The 18,126-nt window shown below is 66.3% G+C and carries 16 protein-coding genes; 6 read left to right on the top strand and 10 right to left on the bottom strand.

Annotation, left to right across the window (positions count from 1 at the left end):
* Nucleotides 1-190: 190 nt before the first annotated feature.
* The 10 genes from HU748_RS18235 to gshB form a co-directional block, all read right to left on the bottom strand.
* Nucleotides 191-568 (bottom strand): DUF971 domain-containing protein, encoded by a 378-nt coding sequence (locus tag HU748_RS18235; RefSeq protein WP_063546560.1) that lies wholly within the window; start codon nt 566-568, stop codon nt 191-193.
* Nucleotides 569-721: 153 nt separating this feature from the next.
* The gene (gene hslU / locus HU748_RS18230) at nt 722-2,065 is read right to left on the bottom strand and encodes an ATP-dependent protease ATPase subunit HslU (RefSeq protein ID WP_054894846.1); all 1,344 of its coding nucleotides are present in this window, start codon (nt 2,063-2,065) and stop codon (nt 722-724) included.
* 76 nt (nt 2,066-2,141) lie between these two features.
* A complete protein-coding gene (gene hslV, locus HU748_RS18225) occupies nt 2,142-2,672 on the bottom strand; it encodes an ATP-dependent protease subunit HslV (RefSeq protein WP_186665813.1) in 531 nt (176 codons plus the stop codon).
* A 181-nt stretch (nt 2,673-2,853) separates the two neighbouring features.
* Nucleotides 2,854-4,125 carry a dihydroorotase gene (locus HU748_RS18220; RefSeq protein ID WP_186665814.1) on the bottom strand — a complete coding sequence of 424 codons (1,272 nt, stop codon included), beginning with the start codon at nt 4,123-4,125 and terminating at the stop codon, nt 2,854-2,856.
* Nucleotides 4,122-5,126 carry an aspartate carbamoyltransferase catalytic subunit gene (locus HU748_RS18215; protein WP_054894843.1) on the bottom strand — a complete coding sequence of 335 codons (1,005 nt, stop codon included), beginning with the start codon at nt 5,124-5,126 and terminating at the stop codon, nt 4,122-4,124. The genes HU748_RS18220 and HU748_RS18215 overlap by 4 nt, the downstream gene beginning before the upstream one ends.
* Before the next feature lie 12 nt (nt 5,127-5,138).
* The gene (pyrR, locus tag HU748_RS18210) at nt 5,139-5,657 is read right to left on the bottom strand and encodes a bifunctional pyr operon transcriptional regulator/uracil phosphoribosyltransferase PyrR (protein WP_186710250.1); all 519 of its coding nucleotides are present in this window, start codon (nt 5,655-5,657) and stop codon (nt 5,139-5,141) included.
* A gap of 46 nt (nt 5,658-5,703) precedes the next feature.
* On the bottom strand, nt 5,704-6,129 hold the full coding sequence (gene ruvX, locus HU748_RS18205; protein ID WP_054894841.1) for a Holliday junction resolvase RuvX: 426 nt from the start codon (nt 6,127-6,129) through the stop codon (nt 5,704-5,706).
* Complete coding sequence (locus HU748_RS18200; protein WP_186710248.1) at nt 6,129-6,698, bottom strand: YqgE/AlgH family protein; 570 nt, start codon at nt 6,696-6,698, stop codon at nt 6,129-6,131. The genes ruvX and HU748_RS18200 overlap by 1 nt, the downstream gene beginning before the upstream one ends.
* Before the next feature lie 87 nt (nt 6,699-6,785).
* Nucleotides 6,786-7,685 carry an energy transducer TonB gene (locus HU748_RS18195; RefSeq protein WP_186665818.1) on the bottom strand — a complete coding sequence of 300 codons (900 nt, stop codon included), beginning with the start codon at nt 7,683-7,685 and terminating at the stop codon, nt 6,786-6,788.
* A gap of 89 nt (nt 7,686-7,774) precedes the next feature.
* Nucleotides 7,775-8,728 (bottom strand): glutathione synthase, encoded by a 954-nt coding sequence (gene gshB / locus HU748_RS18190; protein ID WP_186665819.1) that lies wholly within the window; start codon nt 8,726-8,728, stop codon nt 7,775-7,777.
* A gap of 195 nt (nt 8,729-8,923) precedes the next feature.
* Here gshB and HU748_RS18185 point away from each other — a divergent pair, with 195 nt between their 5' ends.
* Genes HU748_RS18185 through HU748_RS18160 form a run of 6 tightly spaced genes read left to right on the top strand, consistent with a single transcriptional unit; the run spans nt 8,924 to nt 18,114 of the window.
* Nucleotides 8,924-9,325 (top strand): response regulator, encoded by a 402-nt coding sequence (locus HU748_RS18185; RefSeq protein ID WP_065863864.1) that lies wholly within the window; start codon nt 8,924-8,926, stop codon nt 9,323-9,325.
* A 47-nt stretch (nt 9,326-9,372) separates the two neighbouring features.
* Nucleotides 9,373-9,738: a twitching motility response regulator PilH gene (gene pilH / locus HU748_RS18180; RefSeq protein WP_012274551.1), complete on the top strand. Its 366-nt coding sequence runs from the start codon at nt 9,373-9,375 to the stop codon at nt 9,736-9,738.
* Nucleotides 9,735-10,289 carry a chemotaxis protein CheW gene (locus HU748_RS18175; protein ID WP_065863863.1) on the top strand — a complete coding sequence of 185 codons (555 nt, stop codon included), beginning with the start codon at nt 9,735-9,737 and terminating at the stop codon, nt 10,287-10,289. The genes pilH and HU748_RS18175 overlap by 4 nt, the downstream gene beginning before the upstream one ends.
* A gap of 14 nt (nt 10,290-10,303) precedes the next feature.
* Nucleotides 10,304-12,361 carry a methyl-accepting chemotaxis protein gene (locus HU748_RS18170; protein ID WP_063546550.1) on the top strand — a complete coding sequence of 686 codons (2,058 nt, stop codon included), beginning with the start codon at nt 10,304-10,306 and terminating at the stop codon, nt 12,359-12,361.
* Between the two features lie 10 nt (nt 12,362-12,371).
* Complete coding sequence (locus HU748_RS18165; protein WP_238343403.1) at nt 12,372-17,648, top strand: Hpt domain-containing protein; 5,277 nt, start codon at nt 12,372-12,374, stop codon at nt 17,646-17,648.
* Nucleotides 17,641-18,114: a chemotaxis protein CheW gene (locus HU748_RS18160; RefSeq protein ID WP_186665820.1), complete on the top strand. Its 474-nt coding sequence runs from the start codon at nt 17,641-17,643 to the stop codon at nt 18,112-18,114. Before HU748_RS18165 ends, HU748_RS18160 begins: the two co-directional genes overlap by 8 nt.
* Nucleotides 18,115-18,126: the final 12 nt, after the last annotated feature.

The raw sequence follows: 18,126 nt of genomic DNA, 5'->3' as shown, positions 1-18,126 counted from the left end.
GCGGGTACACAGACGACCGCCCGGTACTGCTGCTCGGGTGACCAGTGATAACGAACAGATGCAGGAACTTGCCAGCCCCATTGGTTACCCGACTTTCATGTAATGCGCAAGACAGCCAGTCATTGGCTGTCTGTAAGTCATTCAAACAAAACGCATTAGAAAATGCGCTCTAACGTCTGGAAGACTTGACCTAGAGCATCAGCTTGACCACCGACTCGACCGGATCGCGGGATTTGCCGGCCTTGTGCAGTTCGTCGAGGTACTCGGCCCACAGCTGCTCCTGGCGCAGGCACAGTTGCTCGAGGTATTCCCAGGTGAACAGACCGCTGTCGTGGCCGTCGTCGAAGGTCAGTTTCAAGGCATATTGGCCGGCAGGTTCCAGGCCGCTGAGGCCGACGTTGATCTTGCCGAACTGCAGGATGGGATTGCCGTGGCCCTGGACCTCGGCGGAGGGGGAGTGCACGCGCAGGAACTCGGCGGGCAGGTGATAGACCTCGCCGGGGGCGTAGGTGAGTGTCAGGGTTTTCGAGGCTTTGTGCAGGTTGATGGCGGTGGGGAGGCGGGCCATGGGGGAATCTCTCGGGAGCTGATGGAACAAGCTTCCAGCTTCTGGTGGAGGGATTCAAGGGCCCATTCGCGGGCAAGCCCGCTCCCACAGGGGCACCCTACACATTGGCATTGTGGTGACCCCTGGGGAGCGGGCTCGCCCGCGGTGGTGGTATTACAGGATGTAACGCGACAGGTCTTCGTTCTGCGCCAGCTCACCGAGGTGGCTGTTCACATAGGCGGCGTCGATGTTGATCGGCGTCTCGTCATGGGCGCTGGCCAGGTCGCCGGCACTGAACGATACCTCTTCGAGCAGGCGCTCGAGCAGGGTGTGCAGGCGGCGGGCACCGATGTTCTCGGTCTTCTCGTTGACCTGGAAGGCGATCTCGGCCAGGCGCTTGATGCCTTCGTCGGCGAAGGCGATGTTCAGGCCTTCGGTCTTGAGCAGCTCGCGGTACTGTTCGGTGAGCGAGGCGTGCGGCTCCTTGAGGATGCGCTCGAAGTCCTGCGGCGTCAGGGCCTTGAGCTCGACACGGATCGGCAGGCGGCCCTGCAGCTCCGGTACCAGGTCGCTCGGCTTGCTCAGGTGGAACGCACCGGAGGCGATGAACAGGATGTGGTCGGTCTTGACCATGCCCAGCTTGGTGTTGACCGTGCAGCCTTCGATCAGCGGCAACAGGTCGCGTTGTACGCCTTCGCGGGACACATCGGCGCCGCCGACGTTGCCGCGCTTGGCCACCTTGTCGATCTCGTCGATGAACACGATGCCATGCTGCTCGACGGCTTCCAGGGCCTTGGCCTTGAGCTCTTCCTCGTTGACCAGGCGGCTTGCCTCCTCGTCACGGACCATCTTCAGCGCTTCCTTGACCTTCAGCTTGCGCGCCTTGCGCTTGCCCTTGCCCATGTTGGCGAACAGGCTCTGCAGCTGGTTGGTCATCTCTTCCATGCCGGGCGGCGCGGCGATTTCGACGCCCACCGCATCGGCGACTTCGATCTCGATTTCCTTGTCGTCCAGCTGGCCTTCACGCAGGCGCTTGCGGAACAGCTGGCGGGTGTTGGAGTCGCTGCTGGACTGCTGGGCTTCCTCGTTGAAGCTGCTGACCCGCGCCTGCGGCAGCAGGGCATCGAGGATGCGGTCTTCGGCGGCGTCTTCGGCGCGGTGGCGCACACGGACGATTTCCTGCTCGCGCAGCATCTTCAGCGCAGCATCGGCCAGGTCGCGGATGATCGACTCGACATCACGGCCAACGTAGCCGACTTCGGTGAACTTGGTCGCTTCTACCTTGATGAACGGCGCATTGGCGAGCTTGGCCAGGCGCCGGGCGATTTCGGTCTTGCCGACGCCGGTAGGGCCGATCATCAGGATGTTCTTGGGGGTGACTTCGGCACGCAGCTCGGCAGGCAGCTGCATGCGCCGCCAGCGGTTGCGCAGGGCGATGGCGACGGCACGCTTGGCGTCGTCCTGGCCGATGATGTGGCGGTTGAGTTCGTGGACGATCTCGCGGGGGGTCATGGACATGGTGAATTGGGTCCTTGGGCGTAGTGAGTCAGCGTGGGAAAAAGTCCCGCCGTGAGCGGGACACCAGATCAGCTGATCACTCGGCCAGGTCCTGCTCCTCGATGGTCAGGTTGTGGTTGGTGAACACACAGATGTCACCGGCGATATTCAGTGCGGTCTCGGCGATTTCGCGGGCCGAGAGATCGGTCTTGTTCAGCAGGGCGCGGGCTGCGGCCTGGGCGTAGGCGCCACCGGAACCCATGGCGATCAGGCCGTCCTCGGGTTCGACCACGTCACCGTTGCCGGTGATGATCAGCGAGGCGTCCTTGTTGGCCACGGCGAGCATGGCTTCCAGGCGGCTCAGCGAGCGATCGGTGCGCCACTCCTTGGCCAGTTCGACGGCGGCACGCACCAGGTGCCCGGAGTGCTTCTGCAGTTGCGCCTCGAAGCGCTCGAACAGGGTGAAGGCGTCTGCAGTAGCGCCGGCAAAGCCTGCGATGACCTCGCCGTTGTACAGGCGACGGACCTTTTTGGCGTTGCCTTTCATCACGGTGTTGCCGAGGGATACCTGGCCGTCGCCGCCCATGACGACTTTGCCGTTACGGCGGACAGAAACGATGGTGGTCAAGAGAGAGTCTCCACGCAGCGGGGCGAAAATGCCTGTTGCAGACTCATATGGGGGGAGGGGGGAAGGATTTCAACCTGAGGGGATGAGTGGTGGTTGTGCCGGCCCTATCGCGGGGCAAGCCCGCTCCCACAAGGAAGGTGTGATCCCTGTGGGAGCGGGCTTGCCCCGCGATGGGGGTTGCTCAGGCTTCGTGGCAGACATGCCCATCGACCAGGGTGTAGCGCACTGCGCCCGGCAGGCAATGCCCGATGAACGGGCAGTTTTCACCACGGGAGAACCACTGCTCGCCGGCCACGGTGGAGGCGCTCGGGTCGAACAGCACCAGGTCTGCCGCACCACCGACCTTCAGCTCGCCCGCCGGCAGGCGCAGCGCCTGGGCCGGGCCACTGGACAGCCGCGCCAGCAGGGTCGGCAGGTCGAGCAGGCCGTCCTCGACCAGGGTCATGGCCAGCGGCAGCAGCAGTTCGACACTGCTGATCCCGGCTTCGGTGGCGCCGAACGGTGCCAGCTTGGCGTCGCGCTCGTGGGGCTGGTGGTGGCTGGAGATCGCCTGGATGACCCCCGACTTCACCGCCTCGCGCAGGCCATCGCGGTCAGCCGGGGTGCGCAGCGGCGGCTGTACGTGGTACAGGCTGGAGAAGTCGCGCAGCGCCTCGTCGGTGAGGATCAGCTGGTACAGCGCCACATCGGCGGTGACCGGCAGCCCCAGTTGCTGGGCCTGGGCGATCAGCCGTGCACCGCGGGCGCTGGTGATCTGGGTGAAGTGCGCTCGCACGCCGGTCTGTTCGACCAGCAGCAGGTTGCGCGCCAGGGCCACGGTTTCGGCGGTTTCCGGAATGCCCGGCAAGCCGAGGAAGCTGGCCATGGCACCTTCGTGGGCCAGGCCTCCGGCTGACAGGTCGCGGTCCTGGGAGTGGAACACCACGGTCAGGTCGAAGGTGGCGGCATATTCCAGGGCGCGGGCCAGGGTCCGGTTGTTGGGGATCTCCTTGAGGCCGTTGCCGAAGGCCACGCAGCCGGTGTCGCGCAGGGCCACCAGCTCGGCCAGTTGCTCGCCTTCAAGGCCCTTGGTCAGGGCGCCGATCGGGTAGACCTTGCTGTTGGCTGCTTCGCGGGCGCGGTCGAGAATCAGTTCCGCGACGGCCGAGGTGTCGAGCACAGGTTTTGTCTGCGGCGGGCAGCACAGGCTGGTGACGCCGCCGGCCACGGCTGCGCGGGTCTCGCTGGCAATGTTGCCCTTGCGGCTGTAGCCCGGCTCGCGCAGGGCGACGTCCAGGTCGACCAGGCCGGGGGCGGCGACCAGGCCGTCGGCCTGGATCGTGCGGCTGGCGCTGAAGCCTGCTGGTGCGGCGCCGATGGCAAGGATGCGACCGTTTTCCAGGTGCAGGTCGGTGATCTGGTCCAGGCCGCTGCTGGGATCGATGACCCGTGCGCCGATGATGCTGATGGTCACAGGGCGTTCTCCTGGTCGAGTTGACGTTGCGCGTTCTGGCCGCTCATGGCCATCGACAGCACGGCCATGCGCACGGCGATGCCGTAGGTCACCTGGTTGAGGATCACCGAGTGCTTGCCGTCGGCCACCGCCGATTCGATTTCCACGCCCCGATTGATCGGGCCCGGGTGCATGACGATGGCGTCCGGCTTGGCGCCGGCCAGGCGTGCGGTGGTCAGCCCGAACAGGCGGTAGAACTCGCCCTCGCTGGGCAGCAGGCCACCGGCCATGCGTTCACGCTGCAGGCGCAGCATGATCACCACGTCGACGTCTTTCAGACCCTCGGCCAGGTCGGTGTAGACCTTGACGCCGTACTGCTCGATACCGATCGGGATCAGCGTCTTCGGGCCGATCACACGGATGTCCGGGCAACCCAGGGCCTTGAGCGCGAGCATGTCGGAGCGGGCCACGCGCGAATGCAGGATATCGCCGACGATCGCCACCGAAAGGTTTTCGAAGCTGCCTTTGTGCCGACGGATGGTCAGCATGTCGAGCATACCCTGGGTCGGGTGGGCGTGGCGGCCATCGCCGCCGTTGATCACCGCGACTTCCGGGCACACGTGCTCGGCAATGAAGTGCGCGGCGCCGGAGTCGGAGTGGCGTACGACGAACATGTCGGCCGCCATGGCTTCCAGGTTGCGCAGGGTATCGAACAGGGTCTCGCCCTTGCTGGTCGAGGAGGTCGACACGTTCAGGCTGATCACGTCGGCCGAGAGGCGCTGGGCGGCCAGTTCGAAGGTGGTGCGGGTACGGGTGGAGTTCTCGAAGAACACGTTGCACACGGTCTTGCCGCGCAGCAACGGGACCTTCTTGACGGCCCGGGCGCCGACTTCGAGGAAGGAGTCGGCGGTGTCGAGGATCTCGGTGAGCAGTTCGCGGGGCAAACCGTCGAGCGAGAGGAAATGGCGTAGCTGGCCCTGATCGTTGAGCTGCAGCGGGCGCTTGGCGTCGAATGGCGTCATCGCGGGGGACTCTTAAAGGGCGGATGCGGGGGCGAGGTCCTGGCGCTCGAGGGCGAGCGGGGCGGGTCCGGTCAATTTTACCCGTTCATGGGCCGCCAGGGACAGCGTTGCGCCGAGCACATTCGGGCGGATCGGCAATTCGCCTGCATCCAGGTCGAGCAGGCAGACCAGGGTCACGCTGGCCGGGCGCCCATAGTCGAACAGCTCGTTCAGCGCTGCGCGGATGGTGCGACCGCTCATCAGCACGTCATCCACCAGCACCAGGTGCTGGCCTTCGATCTCGAACGGCAGCTCGGATGGACGCACCTGCGGGTGCAGGCCGTTCTGGCTGAAGTCATCGCGGTAGAACGACACATCGAGGGTGCCCAGCGGGCTTTGGTCGCCAAGCTCCTGCTGCAGCGCCTGGGCGACCCACACGCCACCGGTACGGATGCCGATGAAACGTGGCTCGGTGATGGCGCGGCGCGCCAGGTGGGCGCGAAGGTCGACGGCCATCTGCCGGATCAGGTCGGCGGGATTGGGTAGGCTCATTGCGTGCTCCTTGGGGCGCCGGTATTACCGGCGGCAAAGCGGATGGTCAGGTATTGGCCTCCAGCCAGCCCTGCAGCAGCAGTGCCGCGGCGATGGCGTCGACCGGGTTGTCGCGGTAGCTGCCACGCTGGCCGCCACGGGCCATCTGTTCGCCCTTGGCCTCGAAGGTGGTCAGGCGTTCATCGTGGGTGTGCACCGGCAGGTTGTAGCGTCCGTGCAGGCGGCGGGCGAACTTCTCCGCGCGTTCGCTCATCTCGCTGGGCGTGCCGTCCATGTTCAGCGGCAGGCCGACGACGATGGCGTCGGGTTTCCATTCCTTGATCAGTTTCTCGACCTGGTTCCAGTCCGGCACACCGTTCTGTGCCTTGAGCGTACACAGTTCGCGGGCCTGGCCAGTGATGACCTGGCCGACGGCGACGCCGATCTGGCGGGTGCCGTAGTCGAAGCCCAGCAGCAGGCGCAGCTCGGCCATCAGGCGTGCCCTGCCTGGCTGGTCAGCAGGCTGAGGTTGATCCCCAGGCTTTGCGCGGCGGCCTGCAGGCGCTGCTCGCAGGCCATGCCGAAGAGGATCTCGGGGTCGAACGGGCAGTTGAGCCAGGCGTTATCGGCCAGTTCCGCCTCGAGCTGCCCGGCTTCCCAGCCGGCGTAGCCCAGGGTGATCAGGCTCTGCTTCGGGCCGACGCCCTCGGCGATGGCGAACAGCACATCCTGAGATGTCGACAGCGACAGGCCTTGCAGCTCGATGGTGGCCTGGTAGCTGCATTCGGCGCTGTGCAGGACGAAGCCGCGGTCGGTCTGCACCGGGCCGCCCTGGTAGATCGGGATCTGCAGGGTGCTGGCAGGCGGCTCCTCATCCGGGCGCAACTGCTCGAGGATATCGGCCAGGTTCAGCTCCTGCGGGCGATTGACCACCAGGCCCATGGCGCCGTTGGCGTTGTGCTCGACGATGTAGGTGAGGGTCTGGGCAAAGTTCGGATCGGCCATGTGCGGCATGGCAATCAGGAACTGGTGCTTGAGGTAGCTCGGCGTGAGGGTTTTCATGAGGGGTAGTGTGGCGTCAGGTGGCGAGGCTGACAAGCTGGCTGTGCGGTGTCGGTATCGGCCCTGTCGCGGCACAGCCCGTACCGGTCAATTGCTCGACAACCGGTCCCCACGCGCGAAGCGCCAGGTGCGGATGATCTCCAGACGGTCGAACTCCGCCAGATCGCCGGTGAACGGCGCAAACGGGGCCGCCAGGCGCACGATGCGCTGGGCGGCCTGGTCCAGCACCGGTTGCCCGGAGGATTCGAGCACCAGCACTTCATACAGCGAACCGTCGCGGTTGATCGACACCATCATCCGCAGGCTGCCGTACATCTGCTGGCGCCGGGCTTCTTCCGGGTAGTTGAGGTTGCCGATGCGCTCGACTTTCTTGCGCCACTCCTCTTTGTACCAGGCGCCTTTGTCGCGCATGGTCGAGGCGGCGTTGAGGCGATGGATGCGTGGACGCTTGGCATACAGCTGCTGTTCGTTGGACAGCTCGGCTTCGAGGCTGGCGATCTGGCTCGAAAGCTGCGAGCTGTCGAAGTCCGGCACAGGCGCGGGAGGCTTGGGTTGAGGCTTGCTTTCCTTTGGCGCGGTCTCGGCTTTCTGCGGTTTCGGCGCCTTGGTGGTCACCACTGACTTTTCCGGCGCCGCAGGCGTTTCCGGCCGGGCCGCAGGGGGCGGGGTGATCTTGTTGACCTTGCTGTCCTGGAACGGCGCCACCTCGGTGGTGGTGGGCACGGCTTTCTTGTCCAGGGTGCCACTGCCCTGCTGGTTGTCCTGGGCCTGGTAGTCGGCTTTTTCGGGCGGCTTTTCGCGCTTGAAGGTGGCCAGGGTGATGTCCATGGTCTGGCGGATTTCGGCGGGCTTGACCACGCTGAAGCCCACCCCGAGGATCAGCGCCAGGTGCACCAGCGCGGCCAGGAAAAGCGTGAAGCCGAGCCGGTCCACCGGGCGAATGCGCGGTGGCAGCAGGTCGGAGGGGATGTCGGCAGGCAGCGTCATCGGGTATCCAGCAACCGCAGTGGGGCAGCAGGTCGAGTGAAATGGACCGGCATCATACCCCACTCCAGGGTTTTGCTCCGCGTCGGCGGTCAGCGCGCCTTGAGCTTGCGATCAATGGCGTCCATCAGTTGGCCGCCGATATTGGTGTTGTAGGCCGCATCGATCTCGCGGATGCAGGTCGGGCTGGTGACGTTGATCTCGGTCAGCGAGTCGCCAATCACGTCCAGGCCGACGAACAGCAGGCCCTTTTCGCGCAGGGTCGGGCCGACCTGGGCGGCGATCCAGCGGTCGCGCTCGGTCAGCGGACGGGCTTCGCCACGGCCGCCGGCGGCCAGGTTGCCTCGGGTCTCGCCGCTGGCCGGGATGCGTGCCAGGCAGTAGGGCACCGGCTCGCCGTCGATCATCAGGATGCGCTTGTCGCCATCGACGATCTGCGGCAGGTAGGCCTGCGCCATGATCTGCTGGTGGCCATGCTGGGTCAGGGTTTCGAGGATCACCGAGAGGTTCGGGTCGCCCTGGCGGTGGCGGAACACCGACGCGCCGCCCATGCCGTCGAGCGGCTTGAGGATCACATCGCCATGGGTGGTGGCGAAGGCGCGCAGGATGTCGGCGCGGCGGCTGACCAGGGTCGGCGCCATGCACTGCGGGAACTGGGTGGCGAACAGCTTCTCGTTGCAGTCGCGCAGGCTCTGCGGCTTGTTGACGATCAGCACGCCTTCGCGCTCGGCCTGCTCCAGCAGGTAGGTGCTGTAGACGAACTCCATGTCGAAGGGTGGATCCTTGCGCATCAGGATCACATCCAGCTCGCTCAACGCGCTGTCCTGCTCATCGCCCAGTTCGAACCAGCGCGCCGGATCGGCGAACACCTTCAGCGGGCGCATCTGCGCGCGGGCCTGGCCGGCACCCAGGTAGAGGTCGCGCTGTTCCATGTAGAACAGGCTCCAGCCGCGCTCCTGCGCCGCCAGCAGCATGGCCAGCGAGCTGTCCTTCTTGTAGGAAATGGACGCGATGGGGTCCATGACAATCCCGAGGCGAACGCTCATGGGGTAATTCCTCTTGGCGGCAGGTGGCCGCGATGGCACGAAAGAAAAGTGGCTCAGGGTGGCGCCGGGAACGCGGCCGGTCAAGGGGGGAGGCAGATGGAATGCCTACCCGGACTGTGTTAAAAATGCCAGTCAGAGCGCTGCATCGCAGCCCTCAAGGTTTCATTCCTGGCTTGGCGATGGGTGACGCATTTCATGGAACAGCCCCTGAAGGTGATGGTGATCGACGATTCCCGCACCATCCGCCGCACCGCCCAGATGCTGCTGGGCGAGGTGGGTTGCGAGGTGATCACCGCCAGCGACGGTTTCGATGCCCTGGCCAAGATCGTCGATCACAAGCCGCGGATCATCTTCGTCGATGTACTGATGCCGCGCCTGGACGGTTACCAGACCTGCGCGGTGATCAAGCACAACAGTGCGTTCAAGGATATCCCGGTGATCCTGCTGTCCTCGCGTGATGGCCTGTTCGACAAGGCCCGCGGCCGGGTGGTCGGCTCCGATCAGTTCCTCACCAAACCGTTCAGCAAGGAAGAACTGCTCGACGCGATCCGTGCCCACGTGCCCGGATTCGCCGTGCAGGCACAACACGCACCCTGACCGCGCCCGCCCTGGCGCGGTCTTCATTTTCCTGATGGGGAAACCGTATGGCCCGAGTGCTGATTGTCGACGACTCGCCGACAGAGATGTACAGATTGACCGAATGGCTCGAAAAGCATGGCTACCAGGTGCTCAAGGCCAGCAACGGTGCCGATGGCGTGGCCCTGGCCCGCCAGGACAAGCCGGATGCGGTGCTGATGGACATCGTCATGCCCGGCATGAACGGCTTCCAGGCCACCCGTCAGCTCAGCAAGGACCCGGAAACCAGCGCCATCCCGGTGATCGTGGTCACCACCAAGGACCAGGAAACCGACCGCATCTGGGCCACGCGCCAGGGTGCCCGCGATTTCCTGACCAAGCCGGTGGAAGAAGACGCGCTGATCGCCAAGCTCAAAGAGGTGCTGGGCGCTTGACCACGCGCCCCCAGGGTGCGTCGCTGACCGCCTTCGAGCTGTTGCTGGACATCGACCGCCGCTGCCGCCTCTTGGTGGCCGACCAGCCGCTGCAGGACACGCGCCTGCAGCAGTGGAGCGGTATCGGCTTTCGCATCGCCGGGCAGTGGTTCGTCGCCCCCATGGGTGAGGTGGCCGAAGTGTTGCGCGAGCCGCGCAGCAGCCGGGTGCCTGGGGTGCAGCCATGGGTGTGCGGCGTGGCCAACCTGCGCGGTCGCCTGCTGCCGGTGATGGACCTGTCGGCGTTCTTCGGCCTTGGGCCGGCGGCCTCGGGCAAGCAGCGCCGCGTGCTGGTGCTGGACCATGACGACCTGTTCGTCGGCTTGCTGGTGGACGAAGTGGTCGGCTTGCAACATTTCGACCTGAGCAGCCTGGAGCTGTCGCCGCCGCAGCCACTGATCCGCGCCGCGGCGCGTTTCGTCCAGGGGCATTTCCCCCGTGAGCGCAACTGGGCGATCTTCAGCCCCTTCGCCCTGGCCCAGGCGCCGGGCTTTCTCGATGTGGCGTTGTAGAGGACCCTGCGACAGTGAACAAGCCCGCTCCAACCGTCGTTCCCGAAGCCGTGGCCCAGCGCCCGCGCAGCACGGCGCAGATCACCGTACTGTTCGTGGTGCTGATCCTGTCGATCGTGCTGCTGTTCGCCAACTTCGCCTACCTCAATACCCAGTCCAACCACGACAAGCAGTACATCGGCCATGCCGGCGAGCTGCGCGTGCTGTCCCAGCGCATCGCCAAGAACGCCACCGAGGCGGCGGCGGGCAAGGCCCTGGCGTTCCGGCTGCTGTCCGATGCCCGCAACGATTTCGAGCGCCGCTGGAAGTACCTGCGCGAGGGTGACAAGGCCACCGGCCTGCCGCCCGCACCGGCCACGGTGCGCGACGAAATGGACGCGGTGCGCCAGGACTGGGAGAACCTGCGGCGCAACACCGACACCATCCTGGCCAGCGAGCAGACCGTGCTGTCCTTGCACCAGGTGGCGGCAACCCTGGCCGAAACCGTGCCCCAGTTGCAGGTCGAGTACGAAAAGGTCGTGGAAATCCTGCTGCAGAGCGGTGCACCGGCCAGCCAGGTGGCCGTGGCCCAGCGCCAGTTGCTGTTGGCCGAGCGGATTCTCGGTTCGGTCAATACCGTGCTGGCCGGTGACGATACCTCGGTGCAGGCCGCCGACACCTTCGGCCGTGATGCCAGCCGCTTCGGCCAGGTGCTCGAAGGCATGCTCGGCGGCAATCCGGCGATCCAGGTGACCCGTGTCGAAGACCCGGACGCCCGCGCGCGCCTGGCCGAGATCGCTGAGCTGTTCCAGTTCGTTTCCGGCTCGGTCGACGAAATTCTCGAAACTTCACCGGAACTGCTGCGGGTGCGCGAGGCGGCGAGCAACATTTTCAGCCTGTCGCAGACCCTGCTCGACGAAGCCTCGCACCTGGCCAACGGTTTCGAGAACCTCGCCGGGCGCACCCTCGATACCGTCGGCGGCTACGTGCTCGGCCTGCTGGCGCTGGCCTCGATCATCCTCATCGGCCTGGTGATGGTCCGCGCCACCAACCGCCAACTGCGCGACACGGCGGAGAAGAACGAGCGCAACCAGCAGGCGATCATGCGCCTGCTCGATGAAATCGAAGAGCTGGCCGATGGCGACCTGACCGTCACGGTGTCGGTCACCGAGGATTTCACCGGCGCCATCGCCGACTCGATCAACTTCTCGGTAGACCAGTTGCGCGACCTGGTGGCTACCATCAACCACAGTGCCGAGCAGGTTGCCGCTGCGGTGCAGGACACCCAGAACACCGCACGCCAGCTGGCCAAGGCCTCGGAACACCAGGCCGACCAGATCAGCGAAGCGTCGCTGGCGGTGGGCGACATGGTCGAGTCGATCGACCGGGTTTCCGCCCACGCCTACGAGTCGGCCAAGGTCGCCGAGCGCTCGGTGGCCATCGCCAACAAGGGCAACGAGGTGGTGCACAACACCATCCATGGCATGGACAACATCCGCGAGCAGATCCAAGACACCGCCAAGCGCATCAAGCGTCTGGGCGAGTCTTCCCAGGAAATCGGTGACATTGTCAGCCTGATCGACGACATTGCCGAGCAGACCAACATCCTGGCCCTCAATGCGGCGATCCAGGCCTCGCTGGCGGGTGAAGCCGGACGCGGCTTCGCCGTGGTCGCCGACGAGGTACAGCGCCTGGCTGAACGCTCGTCGTCGGCGACCCGACAGATCGAAGCACTGGTGCGGACCATCCAGGCCGATACCAACGAAGCGGTGATCTCCATGGAGCAGACCACCGCCGAAGTGGTGCGCGGTGCGCGTCTTGCCCAGGACGCCGGCGTGGCCCTGGCTGAAATCGAGGGCGTGTCGCAGAACCTGGCCGAGTTGATCCACAGCATTTCCGACGCGGCGCAACTGCAGACATCCTCGGCCGGGCAGATTTCCCACACCATGGCGGTGATCCAGCAGATCACCGCGCAGACCTCCGCCGGTTCCGGCGCTACCGCCGACAGCATCCGTCACTTGGCCAGAATGGCCAGCGAGATGCGCCGTTCGGTGTCTGGTTTCACCCTGCCGGCCCCGGCCGAGCGGCGCTGAGGAGAGGCCGATGGCCGTTACGGCAATGAGCCCCGAACGTCACGACACCGTCGCCCTTAGCTGGACCAAGGCGGCCATCGCCGATTGCCTGGGCCAGGCGCGCCAGGCGCTGGAGCGTTTTTCCAGCGAGCCGGGCGACCCGGCCTTGCTGGGGTTTTTCGTCGACAACCTGCATCAGGTGCAAGGGTGCCTGACGATGCTCGAGCTCAATGGCGCAGCGCGTCTGGCCGAGGAGCTGGAGTTGCTCGGGCGCGCCCTCTTCGAGGGCCAGGTCAGCCCGCGTGGCGATTGCCTGGGCGCGCTGTTCCGCGGCCTCGAGCAATTGCCGCCCTATCTCGAGCGCCTGCGGGGTGCGCGCCACGACCTGCCGTTGGTGGTGTTGCCGTTGCTCAACCAGTTGCGCCTGTGCCGTGGCGCCGAGCCGCTGGCCCAGGACAGCCTGATGGGAGAAGCGGCGCAGCGCCTGGCGGGGGCCAACGATCTGGCCAACCTCGACCTGTCGCTGGGCAACTGGCGCGACCAGTTGCAGGCCGGCCAGGGCCGCGATGCCCTGCGCTCGGTGATCACTGCCCTGTGCGACGACCTGGTGCGGATCAAGGAGCGGCTCGACCCGTTCGTACGGGGGGATAACGAGCAGCGCGACCCGCTCGATGTGCTGGTCGCGCCGCTGCGCCATGTGGCCGATACCCTCGCAGTGCTGGGTTTCCAGCAGCCGCGCCGGGTCATCATCGATCAGGTGCTCGCCTTGCAGGCCCTGGCCCAGGGCGAACGTGCCGTGGACGATGCGGTGCTGATGGATGTGGCCGGTGCCCTGTTGTACGTGGAGGCGACGCTCAACGGCATGGTCGGCGGCCTTGCCGAGGGCCTGGAAAGCGGCATGCCCGGCTCGGACGTGACCGAGACCCGCCAGCGGGTGTTCGAGGAGTCGCTCTCGGTGTTGCAGCAGGCCAAGGACCTGATCGGCGACTGCCTGGAATCCGGTTGGCCACGCCAGCGTCTGCAGCCCCTGCCGGGCCTGCTGCAGCAGGTTCGTGGTGCGTTGGCGATGCTGATGCTGCCGGCCGCCTCCGAGGTCTTCGGAGTGTCGGCCGACTATGTGCAAGGTTGGCTGTCGCACCTCGATCAGGAGCCCCCGGAGCAGGAGTTGACCCACCTGGCCGAGGCCTTGAGCGCCGTGGAGTGCTACCTGCAATGGCGTGTAGCCGATCCGCTGGCAGATGCCCAGCGTTTCCTCGACATGGCCTTTGCAAGCCTGGCCGCGCTGGGGCTGCGCTGCAGCCACGAGGCCGTGAGCGCCACCGCGCAGATACCGGATGACGGCATCGACGACGAGTTGCGCCAGGTGTTCCTCGAAGAGGCCGGCGAGCTGTTGCCGGAGATCGAGCGTCAATGGTTGCGCTGGCGCGCCGACAATCAGCAGCGCGAGGCGTTGATCGAATTGCGCTGTGCCCTGCATACGTTAAAGGGCAGCGGGCGGATGGTGCAGGCAGGTGCCGTGGCCGAGCTGGCCTGGGCGGCCGAGCATCTGCTCAATCGTGTGCTGGAAGGGCGCATCGTACTGAGCGGCGAGGGCGCTGTGGCCCTGCAGCAGGCCCTCGTCCACCTGCCCGATCTGCTCGCCGACTTCGCTGCCGGCCAGATACCTCGGTTGGCCGATGTCGAGCAGCTCAGCGGCCACTTGCATGTCCTGGCTGTCAACGACAAGGCGCCGGCCAGTGCCGATGACGGGCTCGACCCGCACCTGCTGGAGATTTTCCGCAACGAGGCCCAAGGCCATCTGGCCAGCCTCGACAGTTTCCTCACGGCTGCCGATGGCCAGGACACCCAGGTCAGCGACAGCCTGCAACGCGCGCTGCATACCCTCAAGGGCAGTGCGGCCATGGCCGGGGTGATGCCGATCGCGGAGCTGGCCACCGCCTTCGACCGCCTGGCGCGTGAATACAAGGCGCACCAACTGCCGTTGGAAGTGGCGGATATCGAATGGCTGGAAGCGTCGCGCCGCCTGTTCCAGCTGGGCCTGGCCCAGCTTGAGCGCACACCGCTGGCACCGATTCCTGGCGCTGCGCAACTGATCGAGCAGGTCGGCGAAGCGGTGGATGCGCGCCTGGCGGTGCTGCAGGACGGGGCGCCGCACACCCGCCGTAGCCGCCGGGATCCGCAACTGATCGCCAGTTTCCTGGCCCAGGGGATGGATATTCTGCTCGATGCCGAGTCGCTGTTGTCGCGCTGGCAGGAGCACCCGCGCGAACGCCAGGAGCTGGACACGCTGCTTGACGAGCTGACGACCCTGGCCCACGGCGCGCACCTGGCCGATTTCTGGCAGGTGGATGAGCTTTGCGAAGCGCTGCTCGATCTGTACGGGGCGGTGGAGGAAGGCAGCCTGGTCGCCGACGGGCATTTCTTCTCCCAGGCGCGGCAGGCCCATGAAGCCCTGATCGACATGCTCGACGAGATTGCCGCGGGGCAGGAAGTCACCCCGCGCAACGAGTGCCTGGATGGCTGGCGTGCGTTGCTGGACGGGGCGCTCGACCCGGCGGCAACCGGGCTGGTGGGCGAGCAGGGCGTGACCCCGCTGGCCACTGCCATGGACCTGCCGGAGCCGGCAGTGGTGCAATTGTTCCTCGAAGAGGCCGGCGACATTCTCGACAGCGCCGACCAGGCTTTGCAGCGCTGGCGGCAGGAGCCTGACGGCAGTTGCGCGGTGTCCGCGCTGCAGCACGATGTGCAGACCTTGCGCGGCGGTGCGCAGATGGCCGCGATTGGCGCCATCGAGGTGCTCGCCCAGGAGCTGGCGTTGCTCTACGAAGGCGTGGTCGACCGCCGATTGGGCGCCAGCAAGGCACTGTTCGAGCTGCTGCAGCGCAGCCATGCGGCGCTGGGCCAGATGCTCGACAGCATGCGCCAGGGCCAGGTGCCGTCTTCGGCGGTGGCACTGCTTGGTGAGTTGCGTGAGTTCCGCCATGCGCCAAGCAGCGAGCCGGAGGGGGCAGAAACCCCCGGCGACAAGGAGCTGCTGGAAGTCTTCCTCGAAGAAAGCTCGGACATCGTCGAAAGCGCTGCAGCTGCATTGGCGCGCTGGCAGGCCGACCCGCGCAGCAGTGTCGAGGTGGAAAACCTGCTGCGCGACCTGCACACCCTCAAAGGCGGCGCGCGCATGGTGGAAATCGCCGCCATCGGCGACCTGGCCCACGAGCTGGAATTTCTCTACGAGCTGCTCGCCGCTGGCCGCCTGCCACCGACGCCTGCGCTGTTCAGCCTGCTGCAGAACTGCCACGACCGCCTCGCGCACATGCTCGACGCCGTGCGCCTGGGGCAGCCGCTGCACGCCGCGACGGCGCTGATCGACTACATCCGCAACTTCTCCAGCGCGGCGCTGACCGACAGCGCTGCCGGCCAGCCGCCGGTGGAGGCCGCGCCGCTCGACATACCGGCCGCCGCACCGGAGCGCGCACCCGGGGACATGGTCAAGGTCGATGCCGAACTGCTCGACGACCTGGGCAACCTGGCCAGCGAGCATGCGATCATTCGTGGTCGCATCGAGCAGCAGGTCAACGATGCACAGTTCGCCCTGAGCGAAATGGAAACCACCCTGGAGCGCATGCGCGACCAGTTGCTGCGCCTGGACAACGAAACCCAGGGTCGCATGTCCAGCCGCTGGCAGGCCGAGGGCGACGCCTACGACGACTTCGACCCGCTGGAAATGGACCGTCACTCGCAGTTGCAGCAGCTGTCGCGGGCGTTGTTCGAGTCGGCTTCCGACCTGCTCGACCTCAAGGAAACTCTTGCCTTGCGCGCCCAGGAGGCGCACGGCCTGCTGCAGCAGCAGGCGCGGGTCAACAGTCAGTTGCAGGAAGGCCTGACCGCCACCCTGATGGTGCCTTTCGAGCGCCTGGTGCCACGCCTGCAGCGCGTGGTGCGGCAGGTGGCGAGCGAGCTGGGCAAACAGGTCGAACTGGTGGTCGGCAACGCCGAGGGCGAGCTGGATCGCAGCGTACTGGAGCGCATGGTCGCGCCACTGGAGCACATGCTACGCAATGCTGTCGACCATGGCCTTGAACCGCGCGAGGTGCGCCTGGCGGCAGGCAAGCCGGAGCAGGGCACCATCCACCTCAATCTGCTGCACGAGGGCGCCGATATCGTCATCGAGATGAGTGACGACGGTGCCGGGGTGCCGCTGGAGGCGGTGCGCAAGAAGGCCATCAAGCGTGGCCTGCTGGCGCCGCAGGCGCAGCTCAGCGATCACGAGATCCTGCAGTTCATCCTGCGTCCGGGCTTTTCCACGGCAGAGAAGATCACCCAGATTTCCGGGCGCGGGCTGGGCATGGACGTGGTCCATGAAGAGGTCAAGCAGTTGGGCGGCTCGATGAGCATCGAGTCCAGCCCTGGCAAGGGGGCACGCTTCCAGATCCGCCTGCCGTTCACGGTGTCGCTGAACCGGGCACTGATGGTGCACCTGGGCGAGGAACAGTACGCCATCCCGCTCAACACCATCGAGGGCATCGTCCGCGTGCCGCCCGCCGAGCTCGAGGCCTGCTACCAACTGGACCCGCCACGCTATCGCTATGCTGGGCACGCCTACGACCTGCGCTACCTGGGCGAGCTGCTGCAGGATGTCGCTCGGCCGCGCCTGCTGGGGCAAAGCCTGCCCTTGCCGGTGCTGCTGGTGCATGCCCAGGAGCAGTCGTTCGCGATCCAGGCCGATGGCCTGTCGCCGAGCCGCGAGATCGTAGTGAAAAGCCTGGGGCCGCAGTTCGCTGCAGTGCCGGGGTTGTCGGGTGCGACCTTGCTCGGTGATGGGCGGGTGGTGCTGATTCTCGACCTGCTCGGTCAGCTGCGTGGCCAGCAGCGGCGCCTGGCGCGGTTGCCGGTGGGCGATGGCGAGCGGCGCCAACTGTTCGGCCCGGCAGCGCGGCGGCCGTTGCTGGTGATGGTGGTCGACGACTCGGTCACCGTGCGCAAGGTCACCAGCCGCCTGCTGGAACGTCATGGCATGAGCGTGTTGACCGCCAAGGACGGGGTCGATGCCATGGCCCTGCTGGAGGAACACCGCCCCGACGTGCTGCTGCTGGACATCGAAATGCCGCGCATGGACGGCTTCGAAGTGGCGACGCGGGTGCGGCGCGACAACCGACTGCACGACCTGCCGATCATCATGATCACCTCGCGTACCGGTCAGAAGCACCGCGACCGAGCCATGGCCATCGGCGTCAACGAATACCTCGGCAAGCCTTACCAGGAGTCGCTCCTGCTGCAGAGCATCGCCCACTGGAGCAAGCCCCATGCTTGAACATATCGCCGGCCAGCGCAGCAGCCTCACCGGCCTGTTGCTGCCCCTGGGCGACCGCACCCTGGTGCTGCCCAATGTCGCCGTCGCCGAGCTGATCGGTGAGCGTGCGTTCGTCTGCGAGCGGCACCAGCCGGCCTGGCACATGGGCTGGATCGACTGGCGCCAGCAGCGCTTGCCGCTCATCGGCTTCGAGGCGGCCTGTGGGGGCGAGACGCCTTGTGGCGAGCGGGCGCGGATCGTCGTGCTCAACGCCCTGGGCGATACCGGGCTGCGCTACCTGGCGGTGCTGCTGCAGGGGATTCCGCGCTCGTGCAAGCTCGACAGCCAGTTGAACTATGTGGACGTGCCACTGGGGGCAATGGAGCTGGCGGCGGTGCAGGTGGGCGATCAGGTGGCGCGGGTGCCTGACCTGGCGGCGCTCGAGCGGCTGGTGCGTGACGCGGATCTGCAACCTTTGGTGCAGTAGGATGGTGCTGTT

The organism is Pseudomonas sp. RW3S2 (assembly GCF_014268955.1).
Classification (GTDB): domain Bacteria; phylum Pseudomonadota; class Gammaproteobacteria; order Pseudomonadales; family Pseudomonadaceae; genus Aquipseudomonas; species Aquipseudomonas wayambapalatensis.
This window is presented reverse-complemented; position numbering and strand designations above follow the sequence as displayed.

Excerpts from the sequence above, each read along its gene's own strand:
- HU748_RS18235 (WP_063546560.1), bottom strand. The coding sequence starts at position 568 with ATGGCCCGCCTCCCCACCGCCATCAACCTGCACAAAGCCTCGAAAACC.
- hslU (WP_054894846.1), bottom strand. The coding sequence starts at position 2,065 with ATGTCCATGACCCCCCGCGAGATCGTCCACGAACTCAACCGCCACATC.
- HU748_RS18215 (WP_054894843.1), bottom strand. The coding sequence starts at position 5,126 with ATGACGCCATTCGACGCCAAGCGCCCGCTGCAGCTCAACGATCAGGGC.
- pyrR (WP_186710250.1), bottom strand. The coding sequence starts at position 5,657 with ATGAGCCTACCCAATCCCGCCGACCTGATCCGGCAGATGGCCGTCGAC.
- ruvX (WP_054894841.1), bottom strand. The coding sequence starts at position 6,129 with ATGGCCGAGCTGCGCCTGCTGCTGGGCTTCGACTACGGCACCCGCCAG.
- HU748_RS18200 (WP_186710248.1), bottom strand. The coding sequence starts at position 6,698 with ATGAAAACCCTCACGCCGAGCTACCTCAAGCACCAGTTCCTGATTGCC.
- HU748_RS18195 (WP_186665818.1), bottom strand. The coding sequence starts at position 7,685 with ATGACGCTGCCTGCCGACATCCCCTCCGACCTGCTGCCACCGCGCATT.
- gshB (WP_186665819.1), bottom strand. The coding sequence starts at position 8,728 with ATGAGCGTTCGCCTCGGGATTGTCATGGACCCCATCGCGTCCATTTCC.
- HU748_RS18185 (WP_065863864.1), top strand. The coding sequence starts at position 8,924 with ATGGAACAGCCCCTGAAGGTGATGGTGATCGACGATTCCCGCACCATC.
- pilH (WP_012274551.1), top strand. The coding sequence starts at position 9,373 with ATGGCCCGAGTGCTGATTGTCGACGACTCGCCGACAGAGATGTACAGA.
- HU748_RS18165 (WP_238343403.1), top strand. The coding sequence starts at position 12,372 with ATGGCCGTTACGGCAATGAGCCCCGAACGTCACGACACCGTCGCCCTT.
- HU748_RS18160 (WP_186665820.1), top strand. The coding sequence starts at position 17,641 with ATGCTTGAACATATCGCCGGCCAGCGCAGCAGCCTCACCGGCCTGTTG.